This window comes from Microbacterium pumilum (genome assembly GCF_039530225.1).
Classification (GTDB): domain Bacteria; phylum Actinomycetota; class Actinomycetes; order Actinomycetales; family Microbacteriaceae; genus Microbacterium; species Microbacterium pumilum.
Window position 1 is genome coordinate 3,731,826 of sequence record NZ_BAAAOH010000001.1, and the last position, 13,954, is coordinate 3,745,779.

The window sequence follows — 13,954 nt, forward strand, 5'->3', positions numbered from 1 at the left end:
CACATCTTGTCCAAGAGCATCGAAGTCAACGACCTCCACGTCTACTACGGCGACTTCCTCGCCGTGGAGGGCGTCTCACTCTCCATCGAACCCCGGAGCGTGACGGCCTTCATCGGCCCCTCCGGCTGCGGCAAGTCGACATTCCTGCGGACACTGAACCGCATGCACGAAGTCATTCCCGGGGCGTATGTCGAGGGTGAGGTCCTGCTCGACGGTGATGACCTCTATGGTCCCGGCGTCGACCCTGTGCTCGTGCGTCGTCAGGTGGGAATGGTCTTCCAGCGCCCCAACCCGTTTCCCACGATGTCGATCAAAGAGAACGTGCTCGCAGGCGTCAAGCTCAACAACAAGCGGATGGCCAAGTCGGATGCCGATGCCCTCGTGGAGCGCTCGCTCCAGGGAGCGAACCTCTGGAACGAGGTCAAGGACCGCCTCGACAAGCCGGGCTCGGGCCTCTCGGGCGGGCAGCAGCAGCGCCTGTGCATCGCCCGGGCGATCGCCGTGTCACCCGATGTCCTCCTGATGGACGAGCCCTGCTCGGCGCTCGACCCGATCTCGACCTACGCGATCGAAGAGCTCATCGAGGAACTCAAGGAGGAGTACACGATCGTCATCGTGACTCACAACATGCAGCAGGCCTCACGGGTGTCCGACAAGACGGCCTTCTTCAACATCGCCGGTACCGGCAAGCCCGGCAAGCTCATCGAGTACGACAACACGAGGTCGATCTTCACGACGCCTACAGTCCAGGCGACCGAGGACTACGTCTCGGGCCGCTTCGGCTGACCCGCATCGGATACCCACTCGAGAGCGGATGCCCCGATCGGGGCATCCGCTCGCTCGTGCCGATGAGCGACGTGGGGGTGACGCACGGCGAGGAGCATGATGCCGCGGGGCGGCGCATCGCTGCCCAGCGCCCGGAGCGCCAGGAGTGAGACATGCACGAGCAGGGTGCCGCGCCGAAGGATCGGCGACGAAGCCAGGCTCGATCGATCAACCAGGATGGCGGCGCGGAGCATCAGGCCTATGACTCGGTGCCGCAGCGACAATCGTCCGCACTCCCCCCGGCCGTGCGGTACGGCCTGAGCGGGCACGGAGCGGCACTCGACGCGAGCGTTCGCGAGACGATGGAGCAAAGCTTCTTGCAGGACCTCTCGTCGGTCCGCGTGCACTCCGACGACCGGGCACGACAGGCGAATGTCTCGCTTTTCTCTCGCGCTTACAGCGCCGGGGACCACATCGCGCTCGGTCCCGGCGCGACTGCGGGCAGCACGGGCCTCATGGCGCATGAGCTCGCCCACGTCGTCCAGAACCGGAAAGGCGCGCCGTCCGCCTCGGGAGGGCGCGCCGCATCGGAGCGGGAAGCGGAGTCCGCCGAGGCCCGGATGGGCGCATACCGGCCGCCGGCGTCGCCAGCCCGGGCGACTGTCCCAGGCCTCCACTTCGCACCCCTCGTGTTCGGGGCCGGTCAGGCGCAGGTCTCGGTCGACAGCGGCATCGTGAGCGTGAACGGCACCGCGACCAAAGCGGTTGTGGAGGTCGACGGCAAGATCACCTACAACGGGCGAGAGATCGTGCTCGACCGCGGAGGGGTGTTCCGGTACCGCGACGACCGGTACTTGCCCTGCAAACCGTGCAATCCGCACCTCTACGAAGGCAATCGGCTCAAGACAGGGGTCGCCGGTGCGCCTCCAGCCGAGGGCAGCTTCTACGATGCGGTGCAACGCCGGTGGGTGTTGCGGCGGGAGCCGATCGTCACCACTGTCTCGATCAGCTCGCCTACCGCCGTGGGCGGTGCTCAGGCGGGAACGGTCAACCCGGCGCTGAAGGGCCGGGTCGAGGTCGCCCACGCGGCGCGGCAGCAGTTCGAAGCCCGCGTCGAGCACGCGATGGCCGAGGGGAACCTCGGCCGTGCCGAGGCCGAGCAGATCGTCCGCTCCCGGATGCAGTCTCAACTCGGCGAGACGGGTCTCGGTGTCTTCGAGACGGGGCAGACGTATGTGATCGTCGATACGGAGGCCGGGGACGGAGTCATCAAACGGACCACGACGGCTGCCGTCAAGGGTGGCGAGGTCCCCTCCGTCGACGTGCCGCTGGAGAAGGTCCAGACTCGACTCGCCACGATCAACAAGACACTCGGCGAGAACTTCGTGTTCGACCCGCAGTCCCTGCAACACGGGGAGGTGCGAGCGATCGTCCGGACTCCTCAGGGAACCACGTACTACGTCCAGCGACCCATGTGCCCGATGTGCCAGCGATTCTTCGCCCTCGAAGCTCAAGTGCAGAATCGCCCCATCACGGTGGTGGACCCCGAGACCACGCGGGTCTTCTCCCCTGGCCTCACGGTCACCGAGGTGAATCCCACGGTCGTCTATGAGCGCACGGGCGCGATCACTCGGGCCGACGGGAAGTCGACGCTCGAAATCGGCTCCTCGCCGTCGGTCACCCACAAGGTGGCACCGGTCCCCCGCACTGGTCCTGCATCGGCGGAAGCAGCGGGAAAGCTCCCGGAGACCGGGCCGAAGACGACCGAGCCGCCCGCGAAAGGCGGAGACCCGACAGCCAAGGGCGGCGATACCGCGAAGGTCGTCGACACCGGTCCCAAGACCGGCCCGCAGACTGCGAAGCCCGGCGAAGCCGTGAAGCCGGCCGACGTGACCCCGAAGACCGGCGAGGTCACCCCCAAGGTCGGCGAAGTGACTCCCAAGGTGCCCGAAGTCGCCCCCAAGGCCGGCGAGGTGGCCAAGGGTGGGGAGGTCACCCCCAAGGTCGGAGGCGCGACCCCGAAGGTGGGGGAGGTACCGTCGCTCGGCAAGGTCTCGCCCGGAACGATCGAGCCGAAGATCGGAGGGGGTGGCGCGCTGCGGAGAGGAGGCTTCCGGCGGTTCACGGTCGGGGCCGCAGGAGCAATCGCCGAGGGCGCCCTGGCGGTCGTCATGGTGCTGGCGGACATCATCGTCCAGCTGGTCGTCGTGCCGTACCTCGAACGACTCCAGCGGGAGTTGGATGAGAAGTACCGCGCTTCGCTTCAGAAGCAGATCGAGGCGTACTACCAGAGCGCCCTCAAAGATGGCGTCGAGAACTGGGTGCTCAGCCAAGCGGAGAGACTTCGGGAGATCGAAGATCGCGACGTCCAGCCGTACGTGAACATCACCATGACCGTCCACTTCCGCCGCGCGTGGTCGTTCTGGACCGGGCAGGGGTCCGGACCGCCGGAGCGGATCACAGACCTGGACTTCGTCAGACTGGACTCGCCGAAAGTGGAGATCGGCGAGAGTCCGGTGGCGGAGTCGGCCGACGGAATGGTCTCTGAGGACGGGCTGCCGATCCTCGGCGACACCTTCGCGAAGGAGTTCGCGCAGACGGTGCACTTCGCGGCGATTCCGCCGACCTACCAGCAGCTGGTGGACCAGTATGGTCCCAGGCCGGCGTCCCGCGCCAAGACCACCTGCTTCATCGCCACCGCGTGCTACGGCGCGCCGGATGCGCCCGAGGTGGATGTCCTGCGACGGTTCCGGGACCGCCGGCTCATGCCGAGCCCGGCGGGGCGCCGGTTCGTGCTCTGGTACTACCGGACGTCACCCCCCATCGCCGACGCGCTCAGGCGTCACGATGCGGCACGGTGGGCAGTTCGGACCCTCTTCATCGCTCCGCTCGTGGCGGCGGTGCGATCGTTCGACCCGTCCTCTGACGCTTCATCAGTCGCGGGGGCTCAGCAGGTAGTCGTTGAAGGATGCCGTCAGCCCGGCGTCGATGGCGAGTTCGATGCTGTCGATCCCCCTGATCGGCGCGGCCAGACGCACGCTCGACACGAGCCACGCCGCATCCACCGTCGCGAGATCGGCGGTCGCGATTTCGTCGTAGGCGACCTCGTGGCCCGATGCCCGCAGATAGTCGAAGAGGCTGATCTGCGTGGTGCCATGCAGGATCGCGCCGGCGGGCTCAGGGGTGACGAACCTGTCTCCGAACCGCAAGATCACCGATGCGGTGGGCGCCTCGAGCACGAAGCCGTCCGACGACACGAAGATCGCGTCATCCGCGCCCCTCCTCTTGGCCTCGCGGATCGCGGCCATGTTCACGGCGTACGACAACGTCTTCGCCCCGAGCAGCAACCACGGCGCGCGCGCGGGGGCGCCGCTGTCGTAGCCGCGGTCGAGCGTGACGACACGGATACCGCGGGTGCGCGCGGCGGTGTTGTCCGGCGCCTGGGCTGCGGTCACCCACGCTGTCGGCGCCGGTCCGTGCTCGACGCCGCGGCTCAGGATCAGCTTGATCACCCCTTCGCCGGGGCCGGTGTGAGCGGTCGCGAGAGCGATGGCCTGCCGCCACTGCTCGGTATTCGGCGCCGGAAGGTCGCAGAGGTCGGCAGAATGAGCGAGCCGGTCGAGGTGCGCCCGGGTCTCCTGGGCGTGGCCATCGACGACTCCGATGGACTCGAAGATGCCGTCGCCTCGCTGGGTGCTGAGCTCGCTGACGTTCAATGCGGGCGCGGATGGGTCGACCACGGTGAACGTCTCGGCGAAGTCGGTGCGGTCATCGACCGATTCCGCAGGGTCGATCATGAGCGCGAATCGTGATGACATGCCTTCGAGCCTACGCGTCGGGAATGATCCGTCGCGGTGCTCCGTTACACTGGTTCAGCCGGGCCGCAGTAACCCCGGGCTCCATCTTTTGCCGCCGAGAGCGGCCTCGCGCCGAGAGGCGTTCTGCGGCCCGGCTCCTTCATGCCGTGGGGCGGAACGCCTCTCCCGGCGCAGCCGGCACGAGCAGCGGGCGTTCTGCGGCCCGGCACTTCCATGCCGTGGCGCCGTATCGAGACCTCCGAGCCCCGCTTACGTCAGCGCGTCGCGCCGCCACAGCGCCGCGCAGGCCGTCAGGTCGCTCGCGTAGTCCGCAAGTCGCAGGGCCCGCGTGGTGAGCGCTGAGGCCCGCTCCGGCTCCGTCGGCTCGTAATCGTCGGCCAGGTGGATCGACCCGGCGACCTGCACGCGGCAGAACGCGGCGGCCCGATCCAGAGCGACCGCGAAGTCGCCTTCGAAGAGCCCTCGCAGGATCGTGTCGACGAGGGCGACGAGCTCATCAGGCCCGGCGGGGTTGGGGGCGCCCGCCACCACCTCGTCCGCCGACGAGAGCTCGGCGCGTCCTCGCTGGTAGATCAGCGCTGCGGTCGGTGCATCGTCGTGGATCATCAGCTGCAGCAGGTAGAGCCGCCACAGGGCACCCGGCAGCGAACGAGAGGGAGATCGCGACCACAGCTCCGCGATGTCGTCGATGCCGTGCTCGTCGGTGAAGGCGACCAGTCGATCGACGACTTCGCCGCTCGGGTCCTCCCTCACTCGGGCGAGCAGAGCGTGCGCCGTGGAGTGGGCGACTCGCGAGATCTCCGCTGGATCCTCCGCCGCGAAACGGCGGTCGAACAGCTCGGCAGGGCGTCGCACGGGCTTGTGGAAGTCCCGTGAATCATCGCTCATGCATCCAGGCTACCGCCCGATTCCGAGGCCATCTCCGCGTTGAAATGCGGGGCCTTCGCGTGATATCAGGCGGTCGGGATGGCGACGATCGGTTCAGTGGTGGGCTCCCCGGTGGGCGAGCCTCCCTGCTGCTCGACCGTCACCGCGATGGTGTCACCCGCCTGCAGCGTGCCATCGAGCAAGACGGTTGCGTCGGATGCGTTGTCGAACGTGCCCGCCGACTGCACGCCGTCATCGCGGACGAACCACATCTCGAAGCTCTGGTCCTTGGCGATCGACGGCAGGCCGTCCGATACCAGCACGACCTTGCCGAGCGACTCCGACCAGTGCACCGTGGCCGTGCCTCCGTCGGCGACCTCCGCGGTGGCGGCCTGCGCGTCTGGCGCGTTCTCGATCTGCTCGAGCGCGACGACAGCGGCGGGCCGGTTGATGAATTGACCGAGCGTCACCGCGCCGAAGCCCAGCGTCACCAGCAATACGAGCGATGCCGCGAGCGCGAGGATCCCGCGAGTCCAGTTGCGGCGGGAGATCGTCTGAATCGTCGCGGTGTTGGGTGGCGGCTCCGCCGAGGTGGTCTCACCGGTGGCCGGCTCACCATCGTCGGTGGCGGGCGCCGCCGGCTCGGTCACTGTGGGCTCCGTCTCGGCGACGGAAAGCTCGGGCTCGGCGACGGAAAGCTCGGGCTCGGCGACGGGAGGCTCGGGCTCTACCGCGAGGATCTCGGTCTCCGGGACGCCGATCACGGGTGCGGATGTCGATGCCTGCGTCTCGGCGCGGTCCCCCTGCGTCATCCCCGCGATGCGCGCGAGAAGAGCGGTGCGGATCTGCGGGGGCGGTGCAACCCGAGACACACCGTCGGCGAGCGAGGCTGCGGTCGCGACATCCGCCGCGACAAAGCGCTCCCATTCAGGATGCTGCGCTCGCGCCTGCAGGAATGCCGCAAGGTCGTCGGGAGACAGCGCGTCGAGAGCGAAGCCTGCCGCAAGCTCTGCGAACTCTCTCTCGTTCATGCCGTCACCCCCATCTGCACTCTCAGGCGAGACAAACCGTCCCGCATCCTGGTCTTGACCGTTCCGAGCGGAGCACCCACGAGGACAGCGATCTCGCTCTGACTGTAACCACCGAAATATGCAAGGGTGATGGCCTCGCGCTGTGCCTCGGGGAGCGTCGAAAGCGCCTCGGTGACCCGCTCCCCCGCGATCTTCAGCTCCACTTGCTCGGACACCCCGTCATGTGCGACCTCGAGGTCGCGGAAGCCGGCACTGATGTCGCGATCTCTGCTCGCCTGCGCTGATCGCACGCGATCGACCGCCCGCCGGTGGGCGATCGTGAGAATCCACGCTCGTCCCTGACCTCTGTTCGGAGTGAACCGCCCCGCGGATTGCCAGACCTCCAGGAAGACCTCCTGCAGGACCTCCTCGCTCTGCGAGCGATCGACGAGCACGCGCAGGATGAGGCCGAAGACGCGGGGTGAGAGCAGGTCGTAGAGACGCGCAAACGCCTGCTGGTCTCCTTGAGCGGCGAGCAGCAGCAGCACGCCCACTTGATCGACTGGTTGGATGCCGTCCTCCGGCACGTCCATTCCGTCGATGACCATGTCCCCAGCATGCCCTACCCCCACTCGGATCGGAATCAACGCTCACCCGATCCCCCAGATGTCGGCTATTCGCTCTCATGTGCGGATCGGATTGTTTCGCATCGCTCACCTGACCGGCGGATGCCGCATCCATGCCGATCTCGGCATCCGTCCAATCCGATCCGCGAACGAGCCCGAAGACCTCGTGTACGCCGCAGCTGCGGTGGACGAAGACGACTCGAGTCCTCACCGACTCACGCACACCGGAGGCAGTCATGCTCAGCAAGAAGATGCACATCACGGCGGGCCTCACGCTCGCCATCGCAGCGTTCGCCCTCGCGGGCTGTTCCAGCTCGGGCGGGAGCGCCGCACCCGCCGACGAGTCGACGCCGTCGACGATGGCGACGGAGGAGCCGACCACCATGGATCCGGCCGCCAACCTGGTCGGCGCCGGCTGCGCCGGCTACGCCGAGACCGTTCCGGACGGCGACGGCTCGATCGAGGGCATGTCGCAGGATCCGGTCGCGGTCGCCGCATCCAACAACCCGATCCTCACGACCCTCACCGCCGCCGTCAGCGGACAGCTGAACCCGGATGTGGATCTGGTCGACACGCTCAACGGTGACGAGTTCACGGTGTTCGCACCGGTCGATGACGCATTCGCGAAGATCGATCCCGCCACGATCGAGACGCTGAAGACCGACAGCGCCCTGCTGAGCTCCATCCTGACGTACCACGTCGTCCCGGGTCAGATCGAACCCGCCGACATCGTCGGCACCCACACGACCGTTCAGGGCGCCGACCTCGAGGTCACCGGAAGCGGCGACGAACTGATGGTCAACGGCAGCGCCGCGGTGATCTGCGGTGGAGTGCAGACCGCGAACGCCACGGTCTATCTCATCGACACGGTGCTGATGCCGCCGACCGAGTGATGACGACCGGCCGGACCGCCTCTGGGGGGCGATCTGGCCGGGCGGCGGGATCGCCGATGTCTGGGGAAATGGCATCGGCGTTCGCGCCGGTGATGCGACCGCCGATGCCTGGGTCTGGCATCGGCGGTCGTGCTCTGCCACGAGACCAGCACCCGCGTCAAGGCCATGCCGGTGCCGAGACCGCGCTCTACCCTGAGACAGTGCCACGGCGACAGCATCGGATGCAGATCTGCGTCAGACCAGTGGAGGAATGACCGACTGATGATCCAGGTTCGCGAGCGCGGAGACGTCTCGACCGGCGAGCTTCTGGGTGGCCGCTATCGGCTGCAGGAGCGCATCGGCGAGGGTGGGATGGCGCGGGTCTACCGCGCTGACGACGAGATGCTGGGCCGAACAGTCGCAGTGAAGATCATGCGCGGTCCGCTCGATGGACTCGGTGCCATCGAACGGGCTCGATCCGAGACGCGGGTGCTCGCATCGCTCAATCATCATGGCCTTGTCACCCTGTTCGATGGTCACATCTCGGAAGACGACGACAGCTATCTCGTGATGGAGTTCGTCGAGGGGATCACCCTCCAGGAACGCATCCATCGCGGCGCGATCCAGCCTGCCGAGGCCGCTTCGCTGGCCGTCGACATCGCCGAGGCTCTTCATGCGGCTCACAGCGCGGGGATCGTCCACCGCGACATCAAACCGTCGAATCTGCTGCTCACCAAGTCCCCGCTGCCAGGTCACGAATGGCGGGCGAAGATCGCCGACTTCGGAATCGCCTGCCTCCAGGATTCGACGCGCCTCACCACGCCCGGAATCATGGTCGGAACCGTTGCGTACATCGCACCCGAGCAGGCGCGGGGGGCCGCACCCGCGCCCGCGGCCGACATCTATGCACTGGGGCTCGTTCTGCTGGAGACCCTCACCGGAACCCGTCCCTTCGCAGATGCCGAGGGCATCGGCGCCGTGGTCGCACGCCTGCAAGGGCCGCCGGCGATTCCGGACGACCTCGACGAGGGTTGGCGGCGATTGATCCGCGGAATGACCGCGATGCTGCCCGCGGATCGGCCCACGGCGCTCGAGGTCGCCGTGGCCGCGGCACCGCTCGCATCGAAGTCCGCAGCGCCCGAGTCGCCGTTCGATTCCGTCGATGAGCCGACCGGGTACATTCCGGATGCGGCGCCCGTCCGCACGACGGCGGTTCTTCCGGTCGATGCCTCGGTGACCGCCATCGCGCCAGTGACCGTCGCCCATGGAGCAGTGGCTCCCCAGCCCGCTCTGCGGACCCGCACTCGGCGCAAGCGACCTCGCGCCATCCTGGGCGGAGCCTTGCTGGCGCTGATCGTCACCGCATCGATCTTCGGCGCCGTGGTGTGGGCATCTGCCCCACAGGGGGTTCCCGAGCCACTGCCCTCGTCGCCGGTCGAAGAGATGATCGAGCCGAGCGTCGCGCCGACGCCGGCTGATGAGGACACCGCGACCGATGACGTCTCGGGTGACTCCGGCACCGATGTTCCGGTGACTGTGACCGACGACGGCAACGGTGCCGTGAACCCGGGCGCCGGGAACGGCAACGGCAACGGCAACAAGGGCGGTGCGGGAAACAATGGGAACGGCAAGGCGAAGGGCAAGGGCAAGAACGGCTGACGGCGTCGCAGCCTGACGCTGAGACGGCCCCCGAAGGGGCGCCTCACGCGTGCGCCCCGTCGGGATCGAAGCTCGGCCGATGAACAGTGCGCTCAAGACAACACGCGCGCATTCGCGAGGCGGCGCCCCCGCAAAGATGGGGGCGCCGCCTCACGTGTGGGCCCCGTGGGGCTCGAACCCACGACCCGCGGATTAAAAGTCCGATGCTCTACCGACTGAGCTAGAGGCCCTCGGTATCAAGCCTACTTCGCGTGCGAGCGTGCATCGGTCCAAGGCATGTTCACAGACGGAGCCTCGCCCGACCGCGGCTAGTTCCCCAAACTCGATCGCGTAGTGGATGAACCCCGTCCGGTCCGCCACGCGGTCGTACAGCCCGCGGGCGGTCGCATTCGACTCGGCTGTGAGCCAGTAGACCTGGGCGCAGTCGTGCTCGCGTGCCCAGGTCGCGACCGTGTCGATAAGGGCGCGCCCGGTGCCCGACCCCCGCACATCGGGCGCCACGAAGAGGTCCTCCAGGTAGCAGTAGGTGCCGAGGGCCCAGGTGCTGGGATGCGTCAGCCAGTTGACGAACCCGATCGCGCGGCCGCCGGCATCCCGAGCCATCGCACCCCACGCCGCGAATTCGGGGTCCGCCAGCCGCGCGAACGTCAGCTCGGTCAGTTCGCTGCTCAGTTCGTGCTCGTAGAACTCGAGATACGCGCGCCAGAGCGGCAGCCAGTCTTCGCGGTCTTCGGGAACGAGCGGGCGGATGTCGGTCACTCGACGAGGCTACTGCGCGCAGTCCGGCGAGCGTGGGCACTGAGGTCGTCGCCGCGTCGGGCGAGGAACTCCTCCAAGCGGTCGGGGTCGACCCTGCCGATCTCGCGAAGCGCGACTCCGACGTTCGTCTGGACGAGATGCTCGGGATCCGCGGCGAGGATGTCGCACAGCACCAGCGGATCATCGAGGTCGTGGGCGCGGATGATCCAGAACGCCGCCGTGATCGCGGTGCGGCGATGCCAGCGGTCGTCGGACCGGGCGAGCTCGAACAGCACGTCGCGCGGCTTGTCGAGCAGGTACCAGCCGACCACACGTGGCGCCGAGCGGTCGATGTAGTCCCACGTGTCGATGCGGTTGAGCCGCCGCATCCACAGGTCGTACAGCTCCTTGCGTCCGACGTCGTCGATCCCCCGCGCGCGAGCCTTGAAGTCGAGGATGCTCACGGCGACCATCCGCAGCTCGTAGAGATCGGAGTCGAGCAGGCGGTCCACCTCGGCCAGCGGCATCCGGGTGTTCGCCTTCGCGATGTCGAAGACCGTTCCCATTCGAACGCCGATCACCCGCGTGGCGGCATCCGTCATGCGCTTCTCGATCTTCTCGCGCTGATCGACGGATGCCGCGGCCTCGAGCTCGGTGCGAACTCCGTCAGCCGTCAGCGAAGGGTCGTCAGACACCTGACTCGGCGAGCTCGGCGCCCGCGTGGGCGAGCTCGGCGAGGGCGGCCTCGCTCGATGATTCGGCGACTCCTGCGATGAGGTCCGTGAACAGCCGGACGCGTCGACCATGGGCGATGGCGTCGAGAGCTGTCGTGCGGACGCAGTAGTCGGTCGTGAGGCCCACGACATCCGCGTCGACGACGGCGTACTCCTCGAGCAGGTGGGCGACCGTGACCCCGTCGTCCGTGGCGCCTTCGAACGCGGAGTAGGCGGCCTTGCCCTGTCCCTTCTTGACGTGGTGCGTCACGGCCGTCGTGTCGAAGCCCGTGTCGTATTCGGCGCCGTCCGTGCCGCTCACGCAGTGCGCTGGCCACGAGTCGACGTAGTCGGGCTCGGAGCTGAAGTGTCCGCCGTTGTCGTTGTCGCCGTCGTGCCAGTCTCGTGAGGCGATGATCACCGCGTAGTCCGAGGCATGCGCCCCGAGGTAGCGGGTGATCCGCTCGGCGACGGCATCTCCGCCATCGACCCCGAGCGCTCCGCCCTCCGTGAAATCGTTCTGGACGTCGACGATGAACAGTGCCTTGCTCATGACTCGAGCGTACGCCGGTACTCCGCTCGGGTCATGCTTCCGGCGGCCACGGCCGCTTCGACGGGCTCAGCGACCCCGGGGTCAGCGATCCGGGGCTCAGCATCCGTCGGCTGCTCAGCGAGCGGGTGCTCAGCGTCAGCACGCCACAGCTTGGACGGCCACCAGATCAGGCGGCCGATGTCGTACGACAGCGCAGGCACGAGCAGTGACCGCACCACGAACGTGTCGAGCAGTACGCCGAACGCGACGATGAACGCGATCTGAGCGAGAAAAAGGATCGGGATGACGCCGAGCGCGGCGAACGTCGCGGCCAGCACGAGACCCGCCGAGGTGATCACCCCGCCGGTCGCGACCAGGCCCCGGAGGATCCCCCGTCGCGTTCCGTGGCCCAGGGTCTCTTCACGCACGCGCGACATCAGGAAGATGTTGTAGTCGACACCCAGCGCAACCAGGAACACGAATCCGTAGAGCGGCACCGCAGGGTCGGCACCCGGAAAGCCGAAGGCGTAGTCGAACACGACAGCGCTCACGCCGAGCGCTGTGGCGAAGGACAGGATCACCGTGAGGATCAGCAGCACCGGGGCGAGGATCGACCGCAGCAGCAGCATCAGGATCACCAGGATGACGGCCAGAATCACCGGGATGATGACGGTGCGATCGCGGATCGACGTGTCGTTCGAGTCGATGTCGGTCGCGGTCTCACCTCCGACAAGCGCCACACCCGCGCCCAGCGCCTCGTCGAGATCGGTGCGCAGCTGTCGCACAGTCTGCTCGGCCTCGATCGAGTCTGCCGCGTCCGATAGCGTGCCGACGAGCAGGACGTCCCCCTCCGACACCGTCGGCTCGGGCGCCGGTGTCCCCGGCGGCTGAGGTGCGGTGTAGACAGGCTCGCCGTCCTGGACCTCGATGGCAGCCTGGCCGCTGGGTGAGTCATCGGATGCCGCGGCGACGGACTCGATGCCGTCACTGGCATCCATCACTTCGACGGCGTTCGCGACATCCGCCTCGGGAACGATGACATAGACCGGACTGCCGGAGCCCGCCGGGAAGTGCTCGGCGAGCACCTCCTGCCCATCACGGGCTTCGGACGCGCCGAGGACCAGGTCACTCGACGGGACACCATCGGCCTTGAGCTGAAGCACACCCGCAGCCCCGATGAGCAGCACCACCGTGCACACGATCCACACCACCCTCGTGTGGCGGGCGATGAATCGGGCCTGTCGGGGCCAGAGACCCTTGACCGGCTGGGTGAGGTCATCCGGGATCGTGGCGATCGGCGCCTTGGGGATGAACGGCCAGAATGCGGCACGACCGACGAGCGCAAGCAGCGCAGGGAGGAACGTGAGCGCCGAGAGCACCGAGAATGCGATGCCGATCGATGCGATCGGGCCCAGGGCGCGGTTCGTTGCGAGGTCTGACAGGAGGAGGCACAGCAGGCCGGCGATCACGGTGCCGCCCGCAGCGAGGATCGGCTCGAAGGCACCGCGCCAGGCCTGCGTCGTGGCCTCCCATCTGCCTGCGCCGGCGGCGATCGACTCGCGGAAACGGGCGACGTTCAGCAACGCGTAGTCGGTCGCAGCGCCGATCACGAGGATGAACAGGATGCCCTGCACCTGCCCGTTCAGCACGAAGACGCCGGCATACGCGAGCCACCACACGGTGAGCAGGGCCACACACAGCGCGAAAAGCGACGTCATGAGCACGAGGATCGGCAGCAGCGGCGACCGGTACACGATCACGAGGATGATGAACACCGCGAGCAGCGCCACTCCGAGGAGGAGTCCGTCGATTCCGAGGAAGCCGGCGACGAGGTCGGCCGTGAACCCCGCGGGTCCCGTCACCCAGCCTTCGAGGCCGTCCGGCAGCTCATCGACGAGCGCGCGGATGTCCGTCACGATGGCGCTGACCTCGCCCGAGGAGTCGACCGGGACGAAGATCTGGGCTGCCTCGCCGTCCTCCGACTCCACGGGTGGCGACACCCCGTCCAGCACGCCGTTCACACCGGCGGCATCGTCGGCGAGGGTCTGGATGTCGGCCAGCTCGGATTCGCTCAGTTCGCCGTCGCCGGTGACGACGATCACTGCGGGGATGCTGTCGTCTCCGAGGAAGTCGGGCAGCCGCTCGTTCACCTGGGTGGCATCGGCGCTTTCGGGGAGGAACGACGAGCGATCATTCGTCGAGACCTCGTCGACCTTGCCGAAGTACGGCCCGCCGATCGAACCGCCCACGAGCCAGATCAAGGCGAGAAGAACCGGGATGCCGATGCGCAGCCACCGGCTGGGCCCTCGTGCGGCTCGGTGGGGATGTGACATATAGCTAGCTTATCTAGCAAA

General features: G+C 67.7%; 11 protein-coding genes, 1 tRNA gene and 1 pseudogene. 4 read left to right on the plus strand and 9 right to left on the minus strand.

Going from position 1 to position 13,954, the window contains the following annotated elements; translation table 11 throughout:
- The first annotated feature begins 6 nt into the window (after positions 1 to 6).
- Together pstB and ABD188_RS16815 are read left to right on the plus strand one after the other, a co-directional pair.
- The gene (gene pstB / locus ABD188_RS16810) at positions 7 to 786 is read left to right on the plus strand and encodes a phosphate ABC transporter ATP-binding protein PstB (RefSeq protein ID WP_344064948.1); all 780 of its coding nucleotides are present in this window, start codon (positions 7 to 9) and stop codon (positions 784 to 786) included.
- Positions 787 to 938: 152 nt separating this feature from the next.
- A pseudogene (locus tag ABD188_RS16815) lies at positions 939 to 3,632 on the plus strand (eCIS core domain-containing protein); the annotation flags it as partial.
- Between the two features lie 66 nt (positions 3,633 to 3,698).
- On the opposite strand, the gene ABD188_RS16820 reads toward ABD188_RS16815, so the two are convergent.
- The 4 genes from ABD188_RS16820 to sigK all read right to left on the minus strand — a co-directional run bounded on the left by ABD188_RS16820 (position 3,699) and on the right by sigK (position 7,068).
- Positions 3,699 to 4,583, minus strand: coding sequence for an aminotransferase class IV (locus ABD188_RS16820; RefSeq protein ID WP_344067186.1), 885 nt, complete (start codon positions 4,581 to 4,583; stop codon positions 3,699 to 3,701).
- A 249-nt stretch (positions 4,584 to 4,832) separates the two neighbouring features.
- Positions 4,833 to 5,471: a DNA-directed RNA polymerase subunit beta gene (locus ABD188_RS16825; protein WP_344064951.1), complete on the minus strand. Its 639-nt coding sequence runs from the start codon at positions 5,469 to 5,471 to the stop codon at positions 4,833 to 4,835.
- 65 nt (positions 5,472 to 5,536) lie between these two features.
- Positions 5,537 to 6,481 (minus strand): anti-sigma factor, encoded by a 945-nt coding sequence (locus tag ABD188_RS16830; protein ID WP_344064954.1) that lies wholly within the window; start codon positions 6,479 to 6,481, stop codon positions 5,537 to 5,539.
- Positions 6,478 to 7,068 (minus strand): ECF RNA polymerase sigma factor SigK, encoded by a 591-nt coding sequence (gene sigK / locus ABD188_RS16835; RefSeq protein WP_344064956.1) that lies wholly within the window; start codon positions 7,066 to 7,068, stop codon positions 6,478 to 6,480. Before sigK ends, ABD188_RS16830 begins: the two co-directional genes overlap by 4 nt.
- A 254-nt stretch (positions 7,069 to 7,322) precedes the next feature.
- Between sigK and ABD188_RS16840 the strand changes: the two genes are divergently transcribed.
- Both ABD188_RS16840 and ABD188_RS16845 read left to right on the plus strand, forming a co-directional pair.
- Entirely contained in the window at positions 7,323 to 7,979 is a 657-nt protein-coding gene (locus tag ABD188_RS16840; protein ID WP_344064959.1) for a fasciclin domain-containing protein, read from the plus strand.
- A 261-nt stretch (positions 7,980 to 8,240) separates the two neighbouring features.
- Positions 8,241 to 9,617 carry a serine/threonine-protein kinase gene (locus tag ABD188_RS16845; RefSeq protein ID WP_344064962.1) on the plus strand — a complete coding sequence of 459 codons (1,377 nt, stop codon included), beginning with the start codon at positions 8,241 to 8,243 and terminating at the stop codon, positions 9,615 to 9,617.
- Between the two features lie 157 nt (positions 9,618 to 9,774).
- Here ABD188_RS16845 and ABD188_RS16850 read toward each other — a convergent pair.
- The 5 genes from ABD188_RS16850 to ABD188_RS16870 form a co-directional block, all read right to left on the minus strand.
- Positions 9,775 to 9,847 (minus strand) — tRNA-Lys (locus ABD188_RS16850).
- Entirely contained in the window at positions 9,810 to 10,376 is a 567-nt protein-coding gene (locus ABD188_RS16855) for a GNAT family N-acetyltransferase (protein ID WP_344067189.1), read from the minus strand. Before ABD188_RS16855 ends, ABD188_RS16850 begins: the two co-directional genes overlap by 38 nt.
- Positions 10,373 to 11,050 (minus strand): DNA alkylation repair protein, encoded by a 678-nt coding sequence (locus ABD188_RS16860; protein ID WP_344064965.1) that lies wholly within the window; start codon positions 11,048 to 11,050, stop codon positions 10,373 to 10,375. Before ABD188_RS16860 ends, ABD188_RS16855 begins: the two co-directional genes overlap by 4 nt.
- The gene (locus ABD188_RS16865) at positions 11,043 to 11,621 is read right to left on the minus strand and encodes an isochorismatase family protein (RefSeq protein WP_344064968.1); all 579 of its coding nucleotides are present in this window, start codon (positions 11,619 to 11,621) and stop codon (positions 11,043 to 11,045) included. The genes ABD188_RS16860 and ABD188_RS16865 overlap by 8 nt, the downstream gene beginning before the upstream one ends.
- Positions 11,618 to 13,933, minus strand: a complete 2,316-nt coding sequence (locus tag ABD188_RS16870) for an MMPL family transporter (RefSeq protein WP_344064971.1) — start codon at positions 13,931 to 13,933, stop codon at positions 11,618 to 11,620. The genes ABD188_RS16865 and ABD188_RS16870 overlap by 4 nt, the downstream gene beginning before the upstream one ends.
- Positions 13,934 to 13,954 lie beyond the last annotated feature (21 nt).